Below are 26,997 nucleotides of genomic sequence, written 5' to 3'. Positions count from 1 at the left end.
ATTGGATTTTAGGTTATTTTTAGAATTAAAATACTAAAAACAACCTAAAATAACTTCCATATTAATACGCCAACAAGGCATTAAGTGCATTTTCAAACCTGCCTTTGGGTAAATATTGATCCTCTAATGCTTTTGTAAACGGAATTGGTGTGTCTAGACTTGCAACACGCTGAACTGGTGCATCAAGATATTGGAAACAATTCTCCATAATCATTGCTGATAAATCACTAGCAATTCCGCCAAACATGGAATCTTCCTGATAAATAATAGCTCTACCCGTTTTCTTTACGGAAGTAAAAATAGCGTCGGTATCTAAAGGTTGTAAAGTTCTTAAATCCAATAATTCTGCTGAAATTTCTGGATTTTTTGATAAAGTTTCTAAAGCCCAATGCACTGCCGCTCCAAAAGCGATAATAGTTACCGAATTTCCTTCTTTCAATAGAGCCGCTTTTCCTAATGGTAAAGTGTAATAATCTTTAGGAACATCTTGGTAAACGCTTCTATACAATTGCTTGTGCTCAAAGAACAATACGGGATTTGGATCGTTAATAGATTCATTCAACAATCCTTTTGCATCATACGGAAAGGCTGGATAAACCACTTTTAAACCCGGAGTTTTTGTGAACCAAGCCTCGTTAGTTTGTGAATGAAAGGGTCCTGCTTGAGTTCCACCGCCACAAGGCATTCTCACCACAACATCGGCTTTTTCTAACCATCGGTAATGTGATTTTGCTAATAAATTCACAATCGGATTGAATCCTGTCGAAACAAAATCGGCAAATTGCATTTCCACAATTGCTTTGTAACCATTAATAGATAATCCCATTCCTGCTGAAACCACTGCACTTTCACAAATAGGTGTATTAATCACACGCTCTTTTCCAAATTGCGCCACAAATCCATCTGTAATTTTGAATGCTCCACCATACTCAGCAATGTCTTGGCCCATGATAACTGAGTTCTCATGACGTTCCATTGATTGTCTTAAACTAGCAGAAATCGCATCTATAAAACGAATATTTTCTTTTTCTGATGAGGGTTTAACTTCTTCATATATAAATGGTTTGTACACATCATTTAGTTCTTCAGTTAAAGAAGCTTCTATTTCAGGTTCTGCATTGGCAAGAGCCAAACTTTCATCTATATCTTTCTTAATTTCTAATCGTAGCCCTTCATCAAACTCAGCTGTAAGAATGTTGTTGTCTGACAAAAAGTTTCTAAAGTTTTCTACAGGATCTTTTTCAGCCCACATATCCATTAATTCCTGCGGAACGTATTTTGTTCCACTCGCCTCCTCGTGCCCGCGCATTCGAAAGGTTTTAAACTCTAACAAAACAGGTCTTGGATTTTCTTTCATTGAAGCCTTTAATTCAGATAATAAATGAAATACTTCCAATATATTATTTCCGTCTACAATATGACTTTCCATTCCGTAACCAATGCCTTTATCAGCTAAATTTGCACAGCGGTATTGCTCATTTGTAGGTGTAGAAAGTCCGTATCCATTATTTTCAATTACAAATAAAACAGGTAATTCCCAAACCGAAGCAATATTCAAAGCTTCGTGAAAGTCCCCTTCACTTGTTGCTCCTTCTCCAGTAAAAACAGCAGTAACTTTACCATTTTTCTTGAGTTTATTGGCTAAAGCAATTCCATCAGCCACACCTAACTGAGGACCTAAATGCGAAATCATACCAATAATTTTGTACTGTTGGGTTCCAAAATGAAAACTACGATCGCGACCTTTTGTAAACCCATTGGCTTTACCTTGCCATTGTGAAAAAAGGCGGTACAACGGAATATCTCTTCCAGTAAATACTCCCAAATTTCTATGCATTGGCAAAATGTATTCATCTGAATCTAAAACTGCAGTAACCCCTACAGAAATTGCCTCTTGACCAATTCCTGAGAACCATTTTGAGACTTTACCTTGACGGATAAGGATTAACATTTTTTCCTCTATTAGTCGTGGTTTTAATATTCTTTTGTATAAATCTAATAATTGATGGTCAGTAAGATTTTTTCTGTCGAAGATCATGGTTGCGGTTTTATTGTATGGTTCAAAGATAAAAAAATATAACAGTTTTGTGTTATTTTGTTATATTTTTTCATGTTGTTTCTAAAATTTAAAATTCAAATATAAAATTATTCTTTACATTTGTAACTGCAAGGTTTAGATCTTGCAAAATATCAAAAAATATTTAAAAGTATGCAAAACATTCCTAGTGTTGACTTGCGTGATTTCCTGTCGGATGACCCGGCACGTAAACAAAAATTTGTAAATGAAATCGGAAGTGCATTTGAAGATATTGGCTTCGTAGCACTCAAAGGGCATTTTTTAAACGACCAGTTGGTTGATGAATTGTATGGTGAAATCAGAAATTTTTTCGCTTTACCTTTAGAAACAAAACGTGGTTATGAAATCCCTGGAATTGGTGGACAAAGAGGGTATGTTTCGTTTGGAACAGAACATGCCAAAGGCAGAAAAGAAGGAGATTTAAAAGAATTTTGGCATTTTGGACAGTATGTGTCTGAGAATTCAAAATATGCCGCAGAATATCCTGAAAATGTTGAAGTTAAAGAATTACCACGTTTTAATGTAGTAGGAAAAGAAGCCTACCAAATGTTAGAAAAAACAGGTGTGTATGTATTAAGAGCTTTGGCTTTACGATTAGGATTAGATGAATTTTATTTTGACAATTATGCCAAAGATGGAAATTCTATCCTAAGACCTATTCATTATCCTCCAATTACATCAGAGCCAGAAAATGCGATTCGCGCTGCTGCTCATGGTGACATCAATTTGATTACTTTGTTAATGGGTGCTCAAGGCAAAGGCTTACAAGTTCAAAACCACAATGGGGATTGGATCGATGCCATTGCAGAACCAGATGAGTTGGTTATTAACGTAGGTGATATGTTATCACGTCACACCAACAACAAATTAAAATCGACTATTCATCAAGTAGTGAATCCACCACGTGAATTATGGGGAACTTCACGCTATTCTGTACCGTTTTTTATGCATCCAGTGAGCGATATGCCATTAAATTGCCTAGAAAATTGTATCGATGCTGAAAACCCAAAACAATTTGAGGACATTACTGCAGGTGATTACCTTTACGAGCGTTTAGTAGATTTAGGTTTGATCAAAAAATAAATTTTAATTCAATAGTTCAAGAAAGACATCGAGTTCGCTTGATGTCTTTTTGTTTTTAAGTAGTAAGAAATTAGGAGCTGTAAAACTTAAATTTCTTAATAGTTAAATAATCAATAATTTTAAAGTTATGGACTTACAAGACCAATTAAAAAACCTATTCCCTGACCATGAACCTTTGCCAGAAGAGCAAACGGAGTCTGTAGCGCACGAATTATACATTCAAAAAGAGCCTATGATTTGTAAATTTGAAAAACGAAAAGGAAAAGCAACTACCATAATTGAAGGCTACGAAGGAACTGATGAAGATTTTAAAATCTTAGCCAAAGAAATCAAAACCAAACTGAGTGTTGGCGGTACCTTCAAAGACGATGCTATTATCATTCAAGGGGATTACCGAGATAAAATAATGGAAATATTAAAACTAAAAGGATTCAAAGTAAAACGTGTTGGAGGATGATAGTGAGCAGTTTGCAGTCTCAGCATACAGTCTCAATTTTAATATTCAGTTGAGCAACTTGAAACCTTAAACCTTAAACAAAAAAATAATGATACAATCATCAGAATTAATATTAAATCCAGACGGTAGCGTTTACCATTTGAATTTAAAACCCGAAAATATTGCGCACGATATCATCTTCGTAGGTGATCAGAATCGTGTGGAGAAAATCACTCAATTTTTCGATAGTATTGAATTTTCAACTCAAAAAAGAGAATTCAAAACCCAAACCGGAATTTTTAAAGGCAAACGCATTACTGTGATGTCTACCGGAATTGGTCCAGATAATATTGACATTGTAATCAACGAGCTTGATGCTTTGGTTAATATTGATTTAGAGACGCGTCAGCCAAAAGAAAACTTGACATCTTTGAACATCATCCGTATCGGAACTTCAGGTTCTTTGCAGGCTGATATTCCCGTGGATAGTTTTGTGCTATCAAAATTTGGCTTGGGATTAGACAACATGCTTCGCTCCTATTTAATTGACGAAGTTTCGAATCTGGAAATGGAAAATGCTTTTGTACAACATACTAATTGGGATTTGCGCAAAGGAAAACCGTATGTAATTGCTTGCTCTGAAAAACTAGAAAAAGTAATTGAAAGTGACAAAATGCACAAAGGAATCACAGCAACTGCTGGAGGTTTTTACGGACCACAAGGACGAGTTCTGCGTTTGAACATTCAAGATGAAGCACTGAATTCAAAGATGGATAATTTTATATTTGGTGACAACCAAATTACCAATTTAGAAATGGAAACCGCTGCAATTTATGGGCTTTCGGCACTTTTAGGACACAATGCATTGTCGTTAAACGCAATCATTGCCAATCGTGCATCTGGAACTTTTAGTAAAGACCCTTATAAGGCTGTAGATGAACTAATTGCCTACACGCTTGATAAATTAGCAAAACAATAATTTTACAGTAATAAGGAGCTATTTCCTGCTATCCGCTGTATCTCTTGTGTTCGCTAGCACTACCACAAGAGGATGCCGCTTCTATCAGGGCTAAAACGCTTGTTACTCAGGACTTCAAATTAATTTATCATGGACTTAATTCTAGAAACTGACCGATTATTTTTAAGAGAAATGAAAATTTCAGATGCTGAAGCTTTATTCGAAATGGATCGCAATCCTAATGTGCATCAATACCTTTGGAACAAACCCGTAAATGATATTAGCGAAGTCTACGCTACTATTGAGTCTGTTCAAAAGCAGTACATACAGAATAATATCGGACGCTTTGTAATTATTTTAAAAGAGAGTCAAGAACTTATTGGTTGGGCTGGACTCAAATTCAATACGGAAATGGTCAATAACAAAATCAATTTTTTCGACATTGGGTATCGCTTAGATGAAAAATTCTGGGGGAAAGGGTACGCCAGCGAAGCTAGTTTTGCGTGGTTAGACTATGGTTTTAATACAATAAAAATACCTTTAATGGAAGCAGCTGCACATACAGATAACATCGCCTCAAATCGAATTTTACAAAAAATTGGACTAGAAATGACCGAAACCTATTTAGAAGACGGCGTTTCTTGGAATTGGTACGAATTAGAAAATCCCAATCTATAATGAAAACTATAAAAATAGCAGGAGTTCCAGAACACTTTAATTTGCCTTGGCATTTGGCCATTGAAAATGGCGATTTTGAAAACGAAAATATAGACTTGCAATGGACTGATGTTCCTGAGGGAACTGGAAAAATGTGTCAAATGCTTCGGGATGGTGAAACTGATATTGCAGTTATCCTTACAGAAGGAATTGTAAAAGACATTACGGCTGGAAATCCGAGTAAAATAGTGCAAGTATATGTTGAAAGTCCCTTAATTTGGGGAATTCATGTTGCTGCTAATTCAAGTTTTCAAACCTTAGCAGATTTAGAAAACGCTAAAGTTGCAATTTCCCGATTGGGTTCTGGTTCGCAATTGATGGCTTACGTAAACGCAAATAATCAAAATTGGGATACAACTATTTTACAATTTGAAATTGTAAATACCATCGACGGGGCTGTTGAAGCCTTAACAAACGGAACCGCAGATTATTTTATGTGGGAACGTTTTATGACCAAACCAATAGTAGACAAAGGCATTTTCAGACGAGTTGCAGATTGCCCTACTCCTTGGCCGTGCTTTGTAATTGCAGTTCGCGACGAAATACTGCTAGAACAACCCGAAACTGTAAAGAAAGTATTAGAAATCATCAATCAAACCACTCAAGAATTCAAAGATATACCAAGCATTGACAAAACCTTGGCTCAAGCCTACTATCAAAAAATAGAAGATATTCAAGAGTGGTTGCGATTAACGCGTTGGTCTCAAAAAGGATTAGAACCTGAAATGTTAAACAAAGTTCAAAATCAACTTTTTGAACTCGGAATTATTGATAAAAAAGGTACTTTTGAGGGCATTGTAAAAACAGTATAGGAAACTGTTTTTATTGTAACTATGATACAAAAAAAGGAAATTAATTTTCAGAGAATTAAACATCGTTTTCAGGTCAAAAAACCTTGGGACGATGTTATTATTTTTGTACTGAATGTATTAATTGCTATTCCACTTTTTATCATTTTACATCAAAACTTAATTAATCCCAATTGGTTTTTGAACATTGATCGCGTAGTGATTTTTATCGTTATGGTCGTAATAATTCAGTTAATTTTAAGGTTATTACGTACCATTATCATACTTTGTATATTTGTTTACCTACTTGCTTTAATTTACGGTTCTACTATTGGTAATTATGGTTTTAATAGTGTTTATGACGATTACAATTCCATGCTTTACACCATGTCTGATAATCCGTATCCCCAAGACATTATTATTGCTAAGTTGCTTCCGTTTCCAAACAAATCAAAAATTGTCAACGCAATAGAATATCAAAATCCAAAAATTAGAAATTTTGCCTTAATGGCCACGAATAAGCATTTTAAAGGACTAAAAGGCTACTCAGATTACAGAACCATTATTCAATGTTTTGCCGTTTTTAAAGAAATTAATAGCCGTTGGAATTACGTAAGCGACCCAAAAGCGCGTGATTACATTGCAACTGCATCAGAATCTTTGCTTTATTTTTCAGGAGATTGTGACGATCATTCTATTTTAATGGCAGCAACTATCAAATCCATTGGTGGAACACCACGACTGATACACACGACAGGACACATTTATCCAGAAATTTTAATTGGAACTGAAGCCGATTTAGAAAAAGTAAATTTTTTAATCAAGAATATCCTTTTCCCTAAGGAAAGTGCCAGTCAAAAATTACATTATCACGTTGACGAACGAGGACAAATTTGGATGAACTTAGATTATACTGCTCAATATCCGGGTGGACCCTTTTTGTCAGAAGAAATTTTGGGAGCCTTGACATTAGATTAAACAAACATCTTTTTTGTAATTCTTTAAAATTAGTAAAATCAAAAGTGTAATTTCTTTCAGTAAAAAAAGCAACAACAATAGTGGAAAACACAAGAACATATTGGACTCTTTGTCTCGAATGTAAAGGACGTGGTAAAAAAAGTAAAGGGCTAAGTAAGAAAGTCCGAAATAAATATTTACTTGAACTAGAGGTTTTTAACAAAAACAATCAAGTTAAACCAGCTCCAACACCACCCAAAGGACACTTGTATGCTTGCTCACACTGCAGCGGATCTGGCTTAGTTAAAACGTTACATCCACCAAAAGCAGACAAAGAAAATTACCCACATGTTGCCATTATTGGCGGTGGTATTGGTGGAGTTGCTCTTGCTGTTGCTTGTTTACATCGTGGAATTCCTTTTACAATATTTGAACGCGATAACAACTTTGAAGCCAGATCTCAAGGCTACGGGCTTACTTTGCAACAAGCTAGCAAAGCTATTGAAGGCTTGGGAATCATTTCATTAAATGAAGGAATAGTTTCAACAAGACATGTAGTTCACACGATTGATGGAACAGTTATTGGCGAATGGGGAATTAGAAAATGGATACAATCGGATGCTAAAACTTTTCAAAAACGCACCAACATTCATATTGCACGACAATCTTTGCGCTTAGCACTTTTGGAGCAGTTAGGCGGGCATGATACAATACATTGGGGTCACCAATTAACAGATTTTAAAATATGTAAAGATGAAAGTGTCGATTTAAACTTTCAAGTGGATGGAAAAATAAAAAGCTATAAAGCAGATCTTGTCGTTGGGGCCGATGGAATTCGTAGTTCTGTACGGAGGTTACTTATTGGTGATGATAGTAGTACTTTACGCTATCTCGGTTGTATTGTAATATTAGGTATTTGCCCTTTAAAAACCCTTGAAGGTCTCGATAGTCCGCTACTTGATTCGGCTACTGTATTTCAAACTGCCAATGGCAAAGAACGAATCTATGTTATGCCTTATGATTCAGACTCGGTAATGTGGCAATTGAGTTTCCCAATGCCCGAAGAAGAAGCTAAGGCTTTGAGTGCTCAAGGAGCTCAAGCATTAAAAGAAGAAGCGTGTCGTAGAACACTGTGGCATAATCCTATTCCTCAAATTTTACTAGCAACACCAGAAGCTCAGATTTCTGGCTATCCTGTATATGACCGAGAATTACTTAAGTCGGAGATTTTGGCGAAAGCCGGACCAGTAACCTTAATTGGAGATGCAGCTCATCCTATGAGTCCATTTAAAGGTCAAGGTGCGAATCAAGCTTTACTTGATGCACTTTATTTGGCTCGCGTAATAATAAGAGGATGCAGGCCATTATCGCAATGGAGAAAAGTTGGAATAAGGGAAAGTATATTAACCGAGTTTGAATTAGAAATGTTAGAACGTAGCGCTACAAAAGTAAATGACTCTGCAGCTGCAGCGCAGTTTTTACATTCCGAAATTGTGCTTCATGAGGGTGATGAACCAAGGGGAAGATGTTTGAATAGATAAATAGATTTGTTTTTTTAGTACAGTGAGGACTTTCTATTTTTATAGTTTATTGGAATTAAAAAAAAACCAAATGAAAAATAAAAAAACTCCATTATTTCTAATGGAGTTTATCTTTTGAAATGTCAGGGACTATAATCAAACATTCTATTAAAAGATTCGCCTCTAGTTTTATTGGGATTTCTTTTTATTCAAAAGAAAAACTGCCTTTGCAAATTCTTTTCCCAAATCAATATAACCGTCACTTTTATAATGGTATTTATCTGAATATTTATAACCGTTAGTACTCCTTACAATTGCTACATTGGATTCGGTTGCTGCAAATTTTTCTTGCCCATACTGCACCAATTCTCCAAAATCCCAAACTTTTCCATCGACATCATCATCGGAATCTGATATTTTCCCAATGACTATTGGTAAATCATTGTTTCTAAAAGTCGCTCGCATAAGTTCCATCAACCTTTTCAAATTTGCATAATATTGATTGGCTACCAGTTCTGTTTTATCGGCATCACTCTCTCCTTGCATCCAAATAATACCACTTGGAATCAAAACATCTTCAACTCCATCTCCGTTTATGTCTTGTACAGCCATGGCATTGTTGACCGTTTTCAGAAAATAATCGTATTGATTGATTCCCTTTCCTGCTCTAAAATCAGGCTCCCAAGCACCAAAATAGGCAGTCCCGCTACTGTCAATCGATGATCCATTTCTAGCATATTTTTTAAGCATCATTTTTTGTTTTTTCAATATAAAAAACCTTCCATGACAAGAAAGGCTCCGTTTCTATTAGGTTAATTTAGAGTCTACAATTAAACTATTTCTGAATTGAATAATGCTTTACCAAGCAGAATTCTCTAGCGATAATTAAGCATTTTGAAAGCACTTTTTCTTATTCATGCTTCAAATGTATTGAGTATTGTAACTGATTCCCAAATTATTTAAATATTTTTCCAATAGTAGACAAATCTTTAGTTATTTAAAAATAAGCTGTAAAGTTTTAGATTGGCATTTCTTTGATATTTTGTTTGCTCATATAAAATATTCAAAATAGTACCTAAACAAAAAAAAGACCCATTCCTTTCGGTTTGGGTCTAGTTGAATGTAGTCTTACAACTTAAAAATGCTGTCTTAATTTTTTATATCCAGTCCGTTGCAGCAAAGAAACTCTTGTTTAATAGATTTAATTGACACCAACAACAGCTTTAAATTCTATATATTTTTCAAGAGTTTTAAAATTATGTCCCTTTTCTTTCATCGATTTTATAAAAGATGGCGAAACTCCCATAGCTTTAGCACCAATAACATCATCTATAGTCAAGTTGTTGAACCCTATATTTTTGTATTCCTTGATTAAATCAGAAGTTATATTTTGTGATTTCATGGCAACTAAATCGTCTATCTTAATGTTATTGAAACCCGCTTTTCCAAAATCACTGATGTATTTTGAGGTAACATTAAGCGATTTCAAAGCAAATAGATCATCTATTTTGATATTTTTGTAACCCAATTTTTCAAACTCACTGATGTAATTTGGGGTAATATTTAAAGATTTCAAAGCCATAAGGTCATTGTTAGAAAGATTAGTATACCCAATAGCTTTAAAAGAATCCACAAATGCCGCATCGATATTCATTGATTTAAATGCAATAACGTCATCCCCAGTTTCATCATCGGCATTACGATTAGTTGAATTATGAAAATCGGTAATGAATTGGCCATTAATTCCTTGAGATTTTAAAGCAATAATATTATCAGCAGAAATATTTTTATAGCCAGCCTGACGAATTTCGTCGATGAACGCTTTATCAATCCCCATTGATTTAAAAGGAATCAAGTCCTCCAAATCAAGATCAGGAATATCAGCTTGTTTAATAGAAATAATATATTCCTCATTTGCACCTAATGCAGCCAACGGAATCAACTGATCCTTATCAACGTTCTTGTATCCGTTTTTCTTAAGCATTTTTACATAAGAAATTTTCACGTTTACCATAAAAAAAGCCATGAGGTCACTTTCATCTGCAACTGCAACTCCTTCTTGAGCCATCGCGGTATTGAAATTTTTATTGGCTATAAAGTTATAGCTTCCCATTCCATTGTTACCTTCAAATTTCCCTTCGAATTTCATGGTTCCTGCTTCGCGTGTTATTGCAAACTCGCCTTTCATTTCCTTTGTAAATCCTGTTAATTCATTCAACTGAAAAGTAGTTGAGGAAGTATCACCATCATCATTCCTAAATTGAATATTTACAGTAGTCCCTTTGATAACGGCAAACCAACTGCCTGCGGTATCCATCCCGTTTTGAATGTTTGATTGCATTTTGGGTATTTCATTTAAATTTGTTGTTTGACCTTGCGCTACTGGCTGATTAAAAAGGCATGCAAACAAAACCAATAAAGGCAATAGGAAAAAATATTTCCAAGTTGTGTGTACGTTTGATTTTTTTGAATTCATCATAATGATTCGTTTTTTGATTAATGATTGATTATAGTTAGTTGTAAGACTCAACGGAAAATGGGGCGCCGCCACTTTGAGCAGGCTAAACTGATAGCTCTCTTTTTCAACAGTTTCCTGTTGTAGCATTTCATTATCAGTCAAAAATTCAAGATTACTTTCTAATGCTTTTCGCAATTGCCAAGCAAAAGGATTAAACCACTGAAAAATAATAACGGCTTCGGCAAGCAATAAATCAATAGTATGTTTTTGCTCAATATGAATTTTTTCATGTAGCAAAATCTGATTGTACGTTTCCCACTCGTACTTCTCGGGATTGATAAAAATAGTATTGGCAAATGAACAAGGAGCTTTGTCACCAGTGATTTCAACAATGCGGAATTTCCCGTCCTGAATTGAAGATAAAAAATACGCTCTGTACAGCAACACACAAGCCTGCATTAAAAAGTTAAGACCAAATAGCAGTACACCAAACCAATACAAATACACCAGCCATTGTAGCAATGAGCCGACATCAAAGGTCTTTTTGGCTCGTTCGACAATAACCTCCTGCACTGCCGGTCCTTTTAGCGCAATAATTTGACTTTTGTCAGCAGCCGCTTTCGCCAGAGGAACGTGTGTTTGTACTGCAACTTTTCGCAAGGATAATTGCTGCGGAATAGGAAGCAATGGCACAATAAAAGCCAAAACCATACAAGCAAGCAAGACAAATCTGTTTAATTGGAAAAAAGTTTCTTTCTGTAAAAGCAATTTATAAAACAAAAGGCAAGCAGAAAGAATTAGGGCTGTGTACAAAATATATGGTATCATACGTTGTCTTTTTTAATGATGTTTACAATTTCATCCAGTTCCTTTTCAGTAAGCTTTTGCTCTTTGGCAAAAAAAGCGAGCATTCTAGGATACGAATTATCAAAATATTGGCTGACAACATCCTTAAGTGCAAACTGCTGATATGCTTCCCTGCTGATAATCGGAAAAAAACAATGCATATTCCCTGTTGTTTCATGATTCAAAAATCCTTTTTCTTTAAGAATCTTGACAATTGTTGCTACACTATTGTAATGCGGTTTCGGGTCTGGCAGCAATGGAATTATATCTCTAATAAAGCCTTTTTTCAAATCCCAAAAGACTTGCATAATCTGTTCCTCGCGTTTAGCTAATTTTATCATAGTATAAAAATATTTCAGCAAATATAACTACTAATTAATTAGTAACAAAACTAATTTATTAATACTTTAACTAAATAGTTAGTATTTAGAGCAAATTAAGACAAGAAGTGATTTGGATACTATTTTTCAAGCTCAACGAAGTTGTGTCTTGCCCGTGCTTGTAGCTATCGATGAATGCTTTACAAATTATCCAAAATGAAAAAGCCAATAAATTTTTAAATTTATCGGCTTGTACTAGGTAATTTTTTAAAATTGTGAATTATTAGGGACTGCAAACGAACAGTTAATCCTAATTTTAACTTTTTTTAGAACTTAAAGCATGTTTTCTAAAAATTAAAATCTAATGTCTTTGATACGCTGTCAATTCAAATATTCTCCTCTGGTTTTATTGGGATCTATTTTTATTCAGAAGAAAAACTGCCTTTGCAAATTCTTTTCCCAAATCAATATAACCGTCACTTTTATAATGGTATTTATCTGAATATTTATAACCGCTAGTACTCCTTACAATTGCTACATTGGGTTCGGTTATTGCAAATTTTTCTTGTCCATATTGCACCAATTCTCCAAAACCCCAAACTTTTCCATCGACATCATCACCTGAATCGGATATTTTTCCGATGACTATTGGCAAATCATTGTTTCTAAAAGTCGCTCGCATGAGTTCCATCAACCTTTTTAAATTTGCATAATATTGATTGGCTACCCGTTCTGTTTTATCGGAATCACTTTCTCCTTGCATCCAAATAATACCGCTTGGAATCAAAACATCTTCAACTCCATCACCGTTAATGTCTTGTACAGCCATGGCATTGTTGACTGTTCTTAGAAAATAATCGTATTGATTGATTCCTTTTCCTGCTCTAAAATCAGGCTCCCAAGCACCAAAATAGGCAGTCCCGCTACTGTCAATCGATGATCCATTTCTAGCATATTTTATAATTGCGAGTTTTTGGTTTGAATATAATTCTTGCAGTTTTTTTGCAAACGAAAGCTCAACACCAAATCGATCCGAAAGTGTATTGTTTTTTCCATCCGAAGCAAAACCAGTTCCGTTCCCTGCCTGAAGCACATCCCACTTTCCTAAACCTCCAGTTGCATCATTATCTCCGACAGGATTTCCTTGGTAAATAAAAACATTTTTATTTTTTTTATTTAAAGAATCGGGTAGCTCTTTTTCATACCCATACCCCTGCATATTCGACTGACCTCCCAAATAAAATACTCTGATGGTATCTTTTTTGGTTTGTGCCAAAAGCAAAAAAGGCACTAGAAAAAACATTAAAATATATTTCATATAAATTATTTAAATTATTTTACCAATTCAAAACTGTCTCTCAAACGGATATCTGCCGAAGACGACCCAATCATCAGATCGAAATCACCCGGTTCTGAACCGAATTCCAATGCATTATTATAAAACGACAGCTTTTGATTATCAATCGTAAACTGAATGGTTTTGGTCTCACCGCGGTTCAAACTGATTTTTTGAAAATCTTTCAGCTCGATTATCGGACGCACTACCGAGCCCACTTTGTCTCTCAAATACAGCTGAACCACTTCTTCCCCTTTCACGCTTCCCGAATTTCTTATGTTTACCGAAACCGTAATGGATTCACTTTTCTTCATTGATTTTTTAGACAATTTCAAATCCGAATATTCGAAAGTCGTATAACTCAATCCGAATCCAAATGGGAATTTTGGAGAATTGGGCAAATCAATATAAGACGATTTATACACTTTATCTTCATTAATAGAAGGCCTTCCTGTATTGAAATTATTGTAATAAATTGGAATCTGTCCTTCGGTTCTTGGGAATGACATTGGTAATTTTCCAGAAGGGTTGTAATCTCCAAAAAGAACATCGGCAATGGCATTTCCCGCCTCAGAACCAAGCCACCAAGTGTACACAATAGTTGGCATATTATCGGCAATCCAGTCAAAAACGAGTGGTCTTCCCGCATTTATCAAAATCACTATTGGCTTACCCGTTTTTTGGAGTTCTTTGATTAGATCTTCCTGAACTCCGGGTAATTGCAGGTTGCTTTTGCTTTTGGCTTCCCCGCTTTTATTGAAATTTTCTCCAATACTCAAAATAATCACCTCGGCTTGGCTGGCAACTAATAAAGCATCTGCAAAACCTTCTTTGCTTTTGCTTTCTACTCCGCAACCTTTGGCATATAAAATTTTGGTTCTTTTACCTACTTTATTCTCCAAGCCTGCCCATTGTGAAACGATATAAGTCGAATCCACCTCTTTTAAATCAACAGCCCAAAATCCGTGATTGTCTCTTTTGGATTTTACCATTGGCCCGATAAAAGCGATCGTTTTTAATCCTTTGGAAAGTGGCAAAACATCTCTTTCATTTTTCAAGAGAACAATACTTTTGGCAGCTATTTCTCTAGCCGCTTTGGTATGTTCGGGATTATTTAATTCTCTTTGCTCCCTTTCTGGATTACAAAATTTATAGGGATCATCAAAAAGTCCCAATTCAAATTTCTTCCGCAAAATTCTTTTTATGGCATCGTCAATTAAGGCAACTGGCACTTTATTTTCTTTTACCAATTGTTCCAAATGATAACGGTAGGCATTGCTTTCCATATCCATATCACTTCCGGCAGTTATCGAGGCTAGAGCTGCTTCTTTGTTGTCTTTTACATAACCGTGATTTACCATTTCGCCTATGGAACCCCAATCTGAAACCACGAATCCTTGAAAATTCCATTTCCCTTTCAATATATCTCTAAGCAGATACACATTTCCACTCGCTGGTATTCCGTTAAGGTCGTTGAACGAATTCATGAAAGTGGCAGCGCCCGCATCCAGAGCGGCTTTGAAAGGCGGTAAATAAGTCTCCCAAAGCATTCTATTGCTCATGTCAACCGAGTTGTAATCGCGTCCGCCAACCGCCGCTCCATAAGCCGCAAAATGTTTGACACAGGCCATAACCGAATTCACATCGCCCAAATTGCCTTGAAATCCTTTGACTCTGGCATAGGCAATTTTGGAACCCAAATAGGTATCTTCTCCAGCGCCTTCCATCACTCTGCCCCAACGCGGGTCGCGGGAAATATCCACCATTGGCGCAAATGTCCAGTGAATTCCTGAGGCAGCAGCTTCGGTCGCCGCTATTCTGGCTGAAAGTTCTATTGCAGTTAAATCCCAACTTGCCGCTTCGGCCAGCGGAATAGGGAAAGTTGTTTTGTATCCATGAATCACGTCTTGACCAAAAAGCAAAGGAATTTTTAATCGGGATTGCATTGCTAATTCTTGGTATTGCCGCGTATATTTCGTTCCTAAAATATTCAACATCGAACCAATTAATCCTTTTTTAATTTCACTTTTCTTATTGGAATTAATGGTAATAGGTCCGGTTGCGGAATTGTCTCCTGAGTATTGGTTGAGTTGTCCAATTTTCTCTTCGAGCGTCATTTTCTTTAGCAAAATTTCCACTTTCTGGTCTGTGGTTTGTTGCTGTGAAAAGGCAAAAACAGAGAAGAATAGTATTGCTAATGTTATTGTTTTCTTCATTATAAATATTTTAATGGAAATGAGCCAAATCGCTACTATGCCTTAGCTTCTTTTTTAAACTCCAAAAAATCAAGATTAAAAAGTCCCTCAGCGAATTGAAGGCGAATTTTATTGATTCTTTGTTTTAGAACTATATTTTTTTGAATGTAGCTTGTTAGGAAATAAATAGAAAACATTTTGCTATTACACTTCAACTTTGAATTTGCATTTGCTCCCAGAGCGATGGTTTTAAAGCATCGTAATTAGATATTGCAGCATCTTTTTCTAGATCTCCGGGAGTTTTATGCAAGTATTATAGTATGTATGATTTGTTGTGATAGGTTATTGAATTCCCGCCATACTAGTTAACTTAGAGTGCAACAACGAACCTTCATGGTTTTTGTTGGTTACTAATAGTTAAAGATTATACAAAAGGATTTATATCAAAAAAAGTCACTTTTCAACCAGACATCAATAAATCCAATACTGAAAATATTTAGCCTTAAAGAAAAAGATTTATCTGTTACCTTAATAAACCAATGTCTGAATGGCATTTGGCAAAATAGTAATCTCGGTAGCTTGCGTTCCTACACACAAATTGTAAATTACACTAGCTTGACTTTGATTCATTACGACAGTTACCATTTTCCCGTCTTTATTTAAAAATGAAGTACTCAACAAACTGCTTCTGCTTACTGCAGTGCTCACCCGTTTGGCTTCTGGACGAATGAATTTTGAAAAATGTCCAATATAGTAATACGATGGTGTAAAAATTAATTCACCCGTTGTAGTGTCAGCATGAATGGGTGCAAAACAAAAATTTCCTACATGATTGGGTCCACCTTTTTCATCCAAAAGAATATTCCAGTCAGTCCAGCCCACAGTTCCGTTATTAAAATCATTTATCATAGAATTTCCATAACGCTCGCCATTGGCCCATAGTTGGTAATTTTTGGCATCAAATTTTTCTACACAACCTTCGGTAAACAGCAAGTTTTTATCAGGATATGCTTCATGTACTCGGGCTACATTATCAAACATTGGGGAACCACCCGCCCAAGTTTCGTACCAATGGAATCCCATTCCCCAAGCATATTTTGCCGCTTCTGGATCTCCAAAAATAGAATTGGCACGTTGCACCATCAAATCTCGATTGTGGTCCCAAACTATTATTTTTTTAGCTCCTAAGCCTTCTTTTTTCATTGTTGGACCAAGAAAATTCTTTAAGAAATCCCGCTCAGCTTCAGCAGTAAACACACAGGATTCCCAAGTTTGAACTGCCATTGGCTCATTTTGTATTGAAATACCCCAAATTGGAATCCCTTCTTTTTCATAGGCTTTTACAAACTTGGTATAATACGTTGCCCAAGACTGGAAATACTCTGGCAAAAGTGTCCCGCCTTTGAGCATGCGTTTATTACTTTTCATAAAAGCGGGAGGGCTCCATGGACTTGCGTATAAAGTCATTTTTCCGCCAGCTGTCTCTGTTGCTTTTTTGATCAGTGGAATTTTAAATTCTCTATCATGTTCTATAGAAAAAGTTTTCAATTCAGTATCGCCTTCCTTTACGTAGGTATAACTCCCAGAAGCAAAATCCGAACTGTGAATTGTGGTTCGCATCAAAGAATATCCAATTCCTTTGTCCTGACTGTAATATGCATTCAATAATTCTTGCTTTTTGTCACTCGATAATTTGGCAAAAACTTCGGCACTGGCATCCGTAACTGCACCTCCTATTCCTAGAAATGATTGAAACGTTTTCTCTGGATTTACAAAAACACAAATCTGTGTTTCGGTAGGCTGAATTAATTCTGAAAACGTGAGATTAGCCGTTTTTGTTAATCTTAAATTAGTACTTTCAGCTGTAGTATAAACCGTAACTGTTTTGCCAATTGAACTAAAATTTTGATTTTTTGATTTACTTTTTTGCTGCGCAAAAACAAAAAATGAGGATAGCACCACTAACGTGGCAGTTATTTTTTTCATAATTTAAATAGTGAAAATTAATTTTATAGATACTTTATTACCAGATGTATGTCCCTACTGCTCCTGCTTCTAGTGAAGTAGTAATCCATTTCCCATTGTATTTAATATTAAATAATTCTGGAGCACTTCCTTCGTTAAGAACCAATAGGACTTTTTTTCCTTCAGGAGTTTTAAAAGCCACATTTTGTAAATTGCCTACAATAGCACTACCAATTCTAACAGAACCCGCAGGCACGAACTTAGAAGCATGAGCTGCTATGTAATAACCAACATTACGGGTTAATGATTCGGTACTGTTTATCGTTATTGCTCCCTTACACGTTGTGCATCCTCCTTGTGTATGAGGACCAAAAGTACCGTCATTAGCAAGATTCCATTGTAATGCATTTTTACTCCAATTTCGCATGGAACCTATAATTACATTTTTTACTTGCCACTTTAAATCTCCATCAAATGATCCTGTAGATGAAGTGTATTGCTCTGTGAAATAAACATCCTTATTTGGAAATGCATCATGAACGGTTGTAAGTGAGCTGATATCACCTCCATATAAATGAAATGCAGAACCAGTTACAAAAGGGTAAGCTACAGCGTCTTTTAAGATTGTTATTGGATACTGGGGATTATCACAATTATGGTCATAAGTAATAATCTTTGTTGCAATGTTGTTTGATTTAAATGCTGGACCTAAGTTGTTTTTTATAAAATCGGCCTGCTGTAAGGCAGTCATTACCATACTCGGATTGTTACCGCCGTGTAAAGGTTCATTTTGGGGAGTAATCGCATCAATTACAATTCCTTCCCCTTTCATTTTTTGAATGAATTTTACAAAATACTGAGCATATACATCATAATATTTAGGCTGTAGACTACCACCCACAAAATTTGAATTGTCTTTCATCCAAAGTGGTGCGGTCCATGGTGATCCCATTATTTTAATATTCGGATTGATTGCCAAAATTTCTTTCAACAACGGAATCAAATCTGTCATATCAGGAGCCAGACTAAAATTAGTCAAACTAACATCTGTTTGACCTGATGGCATATCGTCATAAGTAAAAGGAGCTGCATTCAAATCAGATGCACCAATACTAATTCTTAAGTAACTCAGTCCAATTGAAGCATCACTAGAACCAAATAATTCCTGTAATAAGTCTTTCTTTTTTTGAGCAGTTAACTGATTGATCACTTGCGCACTACCTCCAGTCAATGTAAACCCAAAACCATCCACGGTTTGATACTTTTGAGTATCGTTAATTTCAATATTCTGATAAATATTTGCTTTACTTCCAAAAGCTAAAATATTGGTTTGCTTTTGCAAAAGAACCGATTGATTCCCTTTAGTCAACCAAAAATCAACTTCATTCTTTACTACCGGAGTTGGCGGAGGAGTTGGTGAATCCCCTCCTTCATTTGAAGAGGAACAACTAATGTTCATGGCTGAAAAAGCTATTATAAAAAATAGCTTTCCTATTTGATGTATTTTTCTCATTGTTTATTTGTAATTAATTTCGATAAAAACAGGGAAATGATCTGATGGGTATTTTAAGTCTTTAGCATCCGATAAAACAGCATATTTTTGAACAGTAATAGCGTTGCTTTTTGATAAAAAAATGTAATCAATCAAATGTGTTGATGCTTCGTTGTATTTAAAATTATTAAAAGTTCCATACGGCCCAAAAGGTTTTTCTTTCGAAATGGTTTTGGCGTCATTCATTATTTTTTTTAACTCAATAATCCGCTCTGTTTCTGGTTCTGAATTAAAATCACCCATCAAAACAACGGGATATTTATTCGTATTTAATTTCTCTATTTTCGAAAGTATTAGTTCTAATCCTTTGGTTCTAGCTTCTTCACCTATATGATCTAAATGGGTATTAAAGACCCAAATCATATTATTTGTTTGTTTGTTTTTTAAAAGTGCATACGAACAAACTCGGTTGCAAGCTGCGTCCCATCCCATTGAAATGGATTCTGGTGTTGCCGATAGCCAAAATGTATTGGATTCGATTACTTTAAATATTTCTTTGGCATAAAAAATATTCGACGATTCTCCTTTTCCTACTCCGTCTCTTCCAATCCCAACATAACTGTATTGTGGAAGTGCAGTTGCTATATCCAATACCTGATTGGGTTTTGCTTCCTGAATTCCAAAAATATCGGGTGCATAAAATCGAATCTGCCCATTAAAAAAATCTTTTCTGTGCGTCCAGTCATTCTCTTTGTCAGAGTCAATATCTAGACGAATATTATAGGTCATAATTTTTAGAGTCTGAGCATTCGAAAACAGACTTGCCAAACAAAAACAAACTATAACTGCTACATTCTTTTTAGACATTGTTTATATTATTTAGGAATTAATCATTTATTTATTAATACGTAAATCAGTTATTTAAAGTAAAAAACACAAAACTACTTCTCTAATTATAAACCCTTATATAATCCACTTCCAAAGTAGAAGAGGTAAAACCAGGATCTACAGGACCTCCCCAAATGCCTCCCATTGCTAAGTTTACAATTAGATAAAAGTTCTTATTGAATGGGAATTTATCTGAATTTGCAAAAGTGTAAAACAACTTATCATCTACATAAAACTTTATATAACTTGCTGTCCAATCAGCCGTGTAAACATGAAATTCAGTATTATCATTAGGTACTTTTATGGTTCCTGTATCTGGAGTTGCTCCGGAACGTCCAGGAGAGTGTAAAGATGAATGATTGACATTCAACTCTTTTCCAACAGATTCTAAAATATCTATTTCCCCACATGCAGGCCATCCAACACTACCTATATTACTACCAAGCATCCAAACAGCAGGCCAGGTCCCAACGCCAGTAGGCAATTTTGCCCGGATTACTACTTTGCCATACGTAAAATCGAATTTTCCATTGGATTCTAATCTTCCAGAAGTGAAGTCGCCCTTTCCGTATTTTTCTCTGATGGCTTTTATTTTTAAAACACCGCCTTGAACAATTGCATTTTCAGAACGATTGGTATAGGACTGTAGTTCGTTGTTAACTCTCTCTGGATCCCAAATTTGGAAAGTCCATTTACTTGCATCAGGTGCACCATCAGTGTTAAACTCATCAGACCATATCAACTTAGGCTCTACTAAAACTGTAATAGATAATGATTTGCTAACAAATTTACCAGCATTATAAGCAGACACATATAAAGTATAAGTAGTAGTACCCGATGCAGTATAGGTGTAAGAAAAGCTTCCGTTTGTTATTTCCTTTGTTTCTCCATTTCCTAAAACTATTTTATAAGATGTAGCGTTTGTTGCAGTTAAATTAAAATTTACCATGCCACTTCCATCTCCGTTTGGATTTTGATCATTGGCACCAACAATTGTGGCTGTTACTTTTAGATTTGCTGGTTTTTGATCAACAATAGGTTCTTCTGAATTTGAACCACTACAGGAAATAAACAGAAAGCAGTTCAGTACAATAATCAAATTAATTTTAGAAAAATATTTTTTCATTTTTTCACTATTCGTTAAAACATTACATTAAAGAAATGGCCCATAATCATAGAGAATGGACCATTCTACAAACTCAACCTAACTAAAACTTAACTAAAAATTAATTTCTTTAATTTAAAACTACTACATTGACAGTCTCATTTCAATATCTTGAATTTTAATACCGGCCTTCATATCTTCACCACCGCCTCTTATTACAAGGTATGCTGTACCTGTTTTAGTAGCAGTGAATATTCCTAAATTGTTTTCAGCCTTACAGCCTACAGCTGAAATTTTTCCTGAAAAAGCAGCTGTTGCACAACCGTCCCAAGTACTTAAAGCTCTTAATTTTCCTCCTTCGGAATAATCTGTTCCAGTAACTGGTGCAGCATAACCGCAATACACTTCGAACCAAGTATTACTGCCTCCTGTTGTTGAAGAAGTAAGCATGTCAATTACGTATTTTTTACCTGCAACAACATTAATTGCCTGATATATTCCGTTACCAGCCCATCCAGTAGCTGTCAAAGTAGCCGAACCGCTGCCAAAAGTTATACTGGCACTAGAAGCTGGATTTGTAACTGTCCATTTAGACCAATCCTCACTATTAGTTAATCTTCCTCCTTTAAGGATATTCCCTTTCACTGGATCTGAGGTTGCTACAATTATATTTTGCGTTGCTAAAGCTGTTGCACCGCCAGCACCTATAGCTTTATGAGAGATAGTATAAGTTCCAGCGTCTGGTAATGAAATTTCAAAATTCATTTTCCCATCAGCAAATCCTGAACCTGTATCCCAAATAGATCTTAACACTCCTTTTGGTTGTGCTACAATATTATATACATTAGTTTTACCTTCAACTGGTGTAACTTTAAATGATGCATCAACAGTTGTTGGAGTTAAGCCATTGTTAGTAAACGAGTCCTCGGGCTGACAACTTGTGAAATTTACTATGGCAGCAATAGCAAACATTAGTACAATTCCCTTCTTTTTAATTATATGTAAGTTCATAAAATTTCATTTTAATAATTAGTATTTAGGATTTTGAACGATTTTGGTGTTCGGTAAGTTACTGTAAGGTATTGGCCAAATTTCATTTTTACCAGCCACAAACCCTTTATCAGCAAGAGCTGTAGCTGCTTTTCCTGTACGCACTAAATCAAACCAGCGATGTCCTTCACCTGCTAGTTCTTTTCTTCTTTCTAACATAATGGCATCAATAGAAACTGGCACAGATGCTAATCCTACTCTCGCTCTAACCGCATCTAATAATGCTTGTGCTCTGGCTCCTGTTCCGCCAAGCGCCTCTGCCTCCATTAAATAAGTATCGGCTAAACGGATAGCATAAACATCCTGTTTGTAATTCAAGGCTGTTGCTCCTCCTCCTGTTGAAGTATCAGAGTTTAACGGTGCAAATTTTTTCAAAAAATATCCTGTGTCTTGATAATGGGGTTTCCATTTAGCATCACCTGCGGCATCCAATGCTTTCATATCTATTATTGTTGCATCAAAACGAGGATCACCTTTTAAAACATTATATAAAGCTGGTGTCACTGTATTGAAACTCCATCCAGAAACGTAGTCTGGAGCAAGAGCAGTCTTTTTTTCGTAGCCACGAGGACCTACCATAATATTTATACTATTTCCTTCATCGGCACCACTACCCCAGAATCCCCAATCAGCATCACTTTTGTCTGTATGCATAATTTCAATAATGGCTTCTGAATTAAATTTATTGCTAATTTTCCATAGGTCTGCAAACTTGTCTAATAATTTATATCCATAAGCACTTGTGCCTCCTGGCGTACCATTTACTTCTGCAAGTTCAGTTGCAGCTAGATTATTTTTATTTTCATACAAGTACACTTTACCTAATAAAGCTTGAACAGAACCCTTAGTTAGACGACCTGCTTCAGTTTTAATATCTACCAACTTATTAGGTAAAACGGCTTTCGCTTCTATTAAATCTTTCTCGATTTGAGCATAAACCACACCTGATGAAACTTGTACTATATTATAAGTTTCTGATGGTGAAACAGGTTTTAAAATCAAAGGAATATTTTTGAAAGTACGCACTAACTCAAAATAATAATACGCTCGAAGTGCTTTAGCCTCTGCTACAAAGCGTGCTTTTTTATCAGCATCCATATTAGTTCCTGGTAATTTCTCTATTAAAATATTAGCACGTGAAATTCCTTGGTAGAAATCACTCCAAAAGCTTTCTGGCATATTGATTTGATCTAAAGTATAATTATCAAATGCATGAATTCCTACTCCATCTCCAACGTTACCACCACCAGCAAAAAAATCATCAGAACCTGCATTCATCATACAGATCATATTATCAAACCCTTTAGATTGTTTGCCTATAATGTCATAAACAGCGATTAATCCAGAGTATGCTTGATTTTCGTTTTTATAATAATTCTCAACTAATTCAAGACCCTTAGGATCAACATATAAGAATTCTTCATTACAGGCTCCCGCTGTAAAAAGTAAACTAACTGCAATACCTAAATATTTTATATTTTTAAATTTCATAACTTTTATTTTTTAAAATTGTAAATTAATTCCGAGCATAAATGATTTTGCCTGTGGATAATATCCTTTATCAACACCAATTACACCACCCCCAATTTCAGGATCATAACCTGTGTATTTAGTAAATGTGAACAAGTTTTCACCTGTTACATAGATTCTAGTTTTTGATAATCCTATTTTACCAATTTTCTCACTCGGTAAGTTATAGCCAAATTGTATCGTTTTAAATCGTAAGTAATCACCATCTTCTAAATAAAAATCAGATGCATTTGTGAAGTTTTTATTGCCGTCTGCTGTTGTTAATCTTGGATAAGAATTACTAGTTCCTTCTCCATTCCAGCGTCCTAAAGCAGACGTTTGATAATTAGCATTTACAACATCTAATCTTCTCAATCCTTGGAAAATTTTATTTCCAACAGCCCCTTGCGTAAATACTACTAAATCGAAATTTTTGAAATCTACATTTAATGTAATACCATAAGTAAATTTTGGAAGTGAATTTCCGATGAATGTTTTATCATCATCTGTAATCTTCCCATCAGCATTTGTGTCTTGCCATCTAAAATCTCCTGGCTTAGCATTCGGTTGCACTAAACCTCCAGAAGCATTTGTATACGCATTAACCTCATTTTGATTCTGAAAAATTCCTTGTGTTTTATAACCGTAAAATGAATTTATGGGATGACCAACTTGTGTTCTGGTAATAGTACCCATACTTTGAAATGAAGCGTTTCCATCAATGAATTTAATATCATTACCTAAAAAAGTTACTTTATTTTCAACATAGGAAATGTTACCTCCTAATTTAAAATTAACTTGTCCAATTTTTTTTCTATACCCTAATTCGATATCGACACCCTTGTTTTCCATGTCAGCAATATTTGCAGAAGGATTTCCAGTAGTTCCTACATAACCAGGAAGCTTAATATCTTGAAGCATTCCAGTAGTCTTTTTATTGTAAAAATCTATTGCAAAGTTAAGACCATTGAAAAATATTGCATCTAATCCAATGTTCCCTTGGCTGGTTTCTTCCCATTTTAAATCAGGGTTGGCTGGAGCATTTGGACTATTCCCTATTACAACTGAACCTTGGTTACCTACAGTGTAGTTTCTTCCACCACTGATAGTAGCTAGATATTTAAAATCACCTATAGCATCACTCCCCACAATTCCATAACCACCTCTAAGTTTTAGGCTTGTTAAGACTTTGTTCTTTGGCCAAAAATCTTCATTTGTTGGAACCCAACCTAAAGAGAATGATGGAAAAACACCATATTTGTTGTTAGCTCCAAAACGAGATGAACCATCACGACGAATATTCCCAGTAAATAAATATTTTTCTTTATAATCATAAGTCGCTCTAGCAAACAAAGATGTCACAATGTGTTCATAACCATTATACGCACCTGCAGTAATATCATCTTTTACAGCACCATAACCAAAGGAGGCATCGTCAAAATTATTAGCAGGAATATTTTTATAAGTTACATAAGTTCCAGAGGAAATATTATCAACATAAGCGCCCTGACCAACCAAAACCGTAAAATTATGTTCGCCAATCTTTTTGTTGTACGTAATTGTATTTTCAACATTCCATCCAAAACCTTTATTACTTCCTCTACTCAGACTGTTTACTGAATTTATAGTAGAAGAGTTAAAGTACGATACAGGATTAAAACTTTCTGAACCCCAATATGCTAATTTACCACCCACGGTACTTTTAACCTTTAATCCTTTGATCACTTCCAGCTCTAAATATGCATTTCCAACAAAATTATCAGACCATCCATAATTTCCTAATCTAGATTGAGTATATGCCAGTGGATTACTCATTTCCTGACCTACAACCTGAGATATTCCATATGGATTTCCATTTGAATCTCTAAAAATCCCTGTTTGATTTACATACGGGTAAAGATTAGCCTCTACGGGATCAGTAACTACAAGTGGCGTAGTAGGATCAAGATTAATTGCCGAACTTAAAGGTCCACCAAATTCACTATTTGTATTCCCTAATCCGATATTTTTCTCATGAGAGTACCCTAATGTTTGACCAAAAGTCAATCCTTTTAAAATTTTGTGAGTAGAATTTAAACGAATATTCTTTCTATTGTAATTAGAAATTTGTGACGCAACAATTCCTTCTTGATCTAATAATCCAAAAGACAAATAAAAAGTAGAAACATCATTTCCACCGCTTAAACTTAATTCATGTCCAGTACGCAATGCACTGTCATTAAAAATAGCATCTTGCCAATTAGTTCCTTTTCCGTATGCCGTAGTAGATGAATAAGGAAGTATATAAGGATTGTTAGGTGATTGAACGTAACCATTAGCATAACGCTCGTTCATTAATGTAGTGTACTGATTAGCATCAAGTAAATCTAGCTTTCTAGCCGCTTGAGAAAAACCAGTATATCCATTATAAGACACACTCATTTTACCTGATTTCCCTTTTTTTGTAGTAATAAGAATTACTCCCGCTGCAGCACGTGCGCCATAAATTGCTTGAGATGCAGCATCTTTTAAAACATCCATAGTTTCAATATCTGCTTGGTTTAAATAACCAATACCTCCATTGTCAACTACAACACCATCAACTACCCAAAGAGGATCATTATTACCAATTGAAGTAATACCCCTTACACGAATTGTTGAAGAAGACCCTGGCTGTCCAGCATTTGCAGCTATAGTAACTCCAGAAACTCTACCTTGTAAAGCTTGTTCTACTCTGCTAATAGGTAAATCTTTTAGCTGAGCAGCTTTAATTCCAGATATTGCTCCAGTTAACAAAACCTTCTTTTGGGTACCGTATCCTACTACCACAACTTCATTTAGATCTTGTGATGATTCATACATTTTTACCTGTACTGCTGTTTGACCATTAATAAAAGTCTCAACAGTTTTATAGCCTATAAAACTAATTGTTAAAACTCCATCTTTTGGAGCTTTTATTTGAAACCCCCCATCAAAATCTGATGTAACAGATGTAGATGTTCCTTTTAATACTATGGTTGCCCCTGGAATTGGCATCCCCTTATCATCAATCACTTTCCCCATAACGGATGCTTCCTGTGCATGCACGTGTAGTGAGAATAAGATTGATGAAATACAAAAAATAAATGTTTTTAATAATTTCATTTTTCTGATTATTTTGGTTATACGTTGGTTATTTGATACAATATTATGTTTTAAATTTCGGAATTCAGAATTTAGAATCACTACAAAATCACATCATCAATACCATACTAGTATTACAAAATATTATCAAAAAAATATTAAATACTTGATTTTAAATAAATTAAAACTTTAAAA

At 35.2% G+C, this 26,997-nt stretch carries 20 protein-coding genes; 7 read left to right on the top strand and 13 right to left on the bottom strand.

The features are described 5' to 3' along the window. Positions 1 to 61 precede the first annotated feature (61 nt). The gene (locus tag DNC80_RS03610; RefSeq protein ID WP_182649299.1) at positions 62 to 2,038 is read right to left on the bottom strand and encodes a thiamine pyrophosphate-dependent enzyme; all 1,977 of its coding nucleotides are present in this window, start codon (positions 2,036 to 2,038) and stop codon (positions 62 to 64) included. A gap of 171 nt (positions 2,039 to 2,209) precedes the next feature. Between DNC80_RS03610 and DNC80_RS03605 the strand changes: the two genes are divergently transcribed. The 7 genes from DNC80_RS03605 to DNC80_RS03575 all read left to right on the top strand — a co-directional run bounded on the left by DNC80_RS03605 (position 2,210) and on the right by DNC80_RS03575 (position 8,557). Then, entirely contained in the window at positions 2,210 to 3,160 is a 951-nt protein-coding gene (locus tag DNC80_RS03605; protein WP_182649297.1) for an isopenicillin N synthase family oxygenase, read from the top strand. A 127-nt stretch (positions 3,161 to 3,287) separates the two neighbouring features. Beyond that, positions 3,288 to 3,617: a translation initiation factor gene (locus DNC80_RS03600; RefSeq protein WP_182649295.1), complete on the top strand. Its 330-nt coding sequence runs from the start codon at positions 3,288 to 3,290 to the stop codon at positions 3,615 to 3,617. A gap of 88 nt (positions 3,618 to 3,705) precedes the next feature. Then, on the top strand, positions 3,706 to 4,575 hold the full coding sequence (locus DNC80_RS03595) for a nucleoside phosphorylase (protein WP_182649294.1): 870 nt from the start codon (positions 3,706 to 3,708) through the stop codon (positions 4,573 to 4,575). A 129-nt stretch (positions 4,576 to 4,704) separates the two neighbouring features. Next, a complete protein-coding gene (locus DNC80_RS03590; RefSeq protein ID WP_182649292.1) occupies positions 4,705 to 5,232 on the top strand; it encodes a GNAT family N-acetyltransferase in 528 nt (175 codons plus the stop codon). After that, positions 5,232 to 6,083: a substrate-binding domain-containing protein gene (locus DNC80_RS03585; RefSeq protein WP_182649290.1), complete on the top strand. Its 852-nt coding sequence runs from the start codon at positions 5,232 to 5,234 to the stop codon at positions 6,081 to 6,083. Before DNC80_RS03590 ends, DNC80_RS03585 begins: the two co-directional genes overlap by 1 nt. A gap of 21 nt (positions 6,084 to 6,104) precedes the next feature. After that, positions 6,105 to 7,037: a transglutaminase gene (locus DNC80_RS03580; RefSeq protein ID WP_182649288.1), complete on the top strand. Its 933-nt coding sequence runs from the start codon at positions 6,105 to 6,107 to the stop codon at positions 7,035 to 7,037. Between the two features lie 80 nt (positions 7,038 to 7,117). Next, complete coding sequence (locus DNC80_RS03575; protein ID WP_182649286.1) at positions 7,118 to 8,557, top strand: NAD(P)/FAD-dependent oxidoreductase; 1,440 nt, start codon at positions 7,118 to 7,120, stop codon at positions 8,555 to 8,557. Between the two features lie 168 nt (positions 8,558 to 8,725). On the opposite strand, the gene DNC80_RS03570 is transcribed toward DNC80_RS03575, so the two are convergent. From DNC80_RS03570 to DNC80_RS03515, 12 genes are all read right to left on the bottom strand, one after another. After that, a complete protein-coding gene (locus DNC80_RS03570; protein WP_182649284.1) occupies positions 8,726 to 9,289 on the bottom strand; it encodes a sialate O-acetylesterase in 564 nt (187 codons plus the stop codon). 448 nt (positions 9,290 to 9,737) lie between these two features. After that, positions 9,738 to 11,822, bottom strand: a complete 2,085-nt coding sequence (locus DNC80_RS03565) for a M56 family metallopeptidase (RefSeq protein WP_182649283.1) — start codon at positions 11,820 to 11,822, stop codon at positions 9,738 to 9,740. Continuing rightward, entirely contained in the window at positions 11,819 to 12,181 is a 363-nt protein-coding gene (locus tag DNC80_RS03560; RefSeq protein WP_182649281.1) for a BlaI/MecI/CopY family transcriptional regulator, read from the bottom strand. Before DNC80_RS03560 ends, DNC80_RS03565 begins: the two co-directional genes overlap by 4 nt. A 385-nt stretch (positions 12,182 to 12,566) precedes the next feature. After that, positions 12,567 to 13,478 (bottom strand): sialate O-acetylesterase, encoded by a 912-nt coding sequence (locus DNC80_RS03555; protein ID WP_182649279.1) that lies wholly within the window; start codon positions 13,476 to 13,478, stop codon positions 12,567 to 12,569. A gap of 14 nt (positions 13,479 to 13,492) precedes the next feature. Continuing rightward, on the bottom strand, positions 13,493 to 15,712 hold the full coding sequence (gene bglX, locus DNC80_RS03550) for a beta-glucosidase BglX (protein ID WP_182649277.1): 2,220 nt from the start codon (positions 15,710 to 15,712) through the stop codon (positions 13,493 to 13,495). Positions 15,713 to 16,219: 507 nt separating this feature from the next. Next, positions 16,220 to 17,677 carry a glycoside hydrolase family 30 beta sandwich domain-containing protein gene (locus DNC80_RS03545; RefSeq protein WP_182649275.1) on the bottom strand — a complete coding sequence of 486 codons (1,458 nt, stop codon included), beginning with the start codon at positions 17,675 to 17,677 and terminating at the stop codon, positions 16,220 to 16,222. 37 nt (positions 17,678 to 17,714) lie between these two features. After that, the gene (locus tag DNC80_RS03540; protein WP_182649273.1) at positions 17,715 to 19,169 is read right to left on the bottom strand and encodes a glycoside hydrolase family 30 beta sandwich domain-containing protein; all 1,455 of its coding nucleotides are present in this window, start codon (positions 19,167 to 19,169) and stop codon (positions 17,715 to 17,717) included. Positions 19,170 to 19,172: 3 nt separating this feature from the next. Beyond that, positions 19,173 to 20,015 (bottom strand): endonuclease/exonuclease/phosphatase family protein, encoded by an 843-nt coding sequence (locus DNC80_RS03535; RefSeq protein WP_182649271.1) that lies wholly within the window; start codon positions 20,013 to 20,015, stop codon positions 19,173 to 19,175. 82 nt (positions 20,016 to 20,097) lie between these two features. Further along, on the bottom strand, positions 20,098 to 21,162 hold the full coding sequence (locus DNC80_RS03530) for a family 16 glycosylhydrolase (RefSeq protein ID WP_182649270.1): 1,065 nt from the start codon (positions 21,160 to 21,162) through the stop codon (positions 20,098 to 20,100). Positions 21,163 to 21,285: 123 nt separating this feature from the next. Then, positions 21,286 to 22,152: a hypothetical protein gene (locus DNC80_RS03525; RefSeq protein WP_182649268.1), complete on the bottom strand. Its 867-nt coding sequence runs from the start codon at positions 22,150 to 22,152 to the stop codon at positions 21,286 to 21,288. Between the two features lie 18 nt (positions 22,153 to 22,170). Next, a complete protein-coding gene (locus DNC80_RS03520; RefSeq protein WP_182649267.1) occupies positions 22,171 to 23,682 on the bottom strand; it encodes a RagB/SusD family nutrient uptake outer membrane protein in 1,512 nt (503 codons plus the stop codon). Between the two features lie 12 nt (positions 23,683 to 23,694). Then, positions 23,695 to 26,823, bottom strand: a complete 3,129-nt coding sequence (locus DNC80_RS03515; protein ID WP_182649265.1) for a TonB-dependent receptor — start codon at positions 26,821 to 26,823, stop codon at positions 23,695 to 23,697. Positions 26,824 to 26,997 lie beyond the last annotated feature (174 nt).

It is taken from the genome of Flavobacterium sp. SOK18b (genome assembly GCF_014156605.1).
Taxonomy (GTDB): Bacteria; Bacteroidota; Bacteroidia; order Flavobacteriales; family Flavobacteriaceae; genus Flavobacterium; species Flavobacterium tiangeerense.
This window is presented reverse-complemented; position numbering and strand designations above follow the sequence as displayed.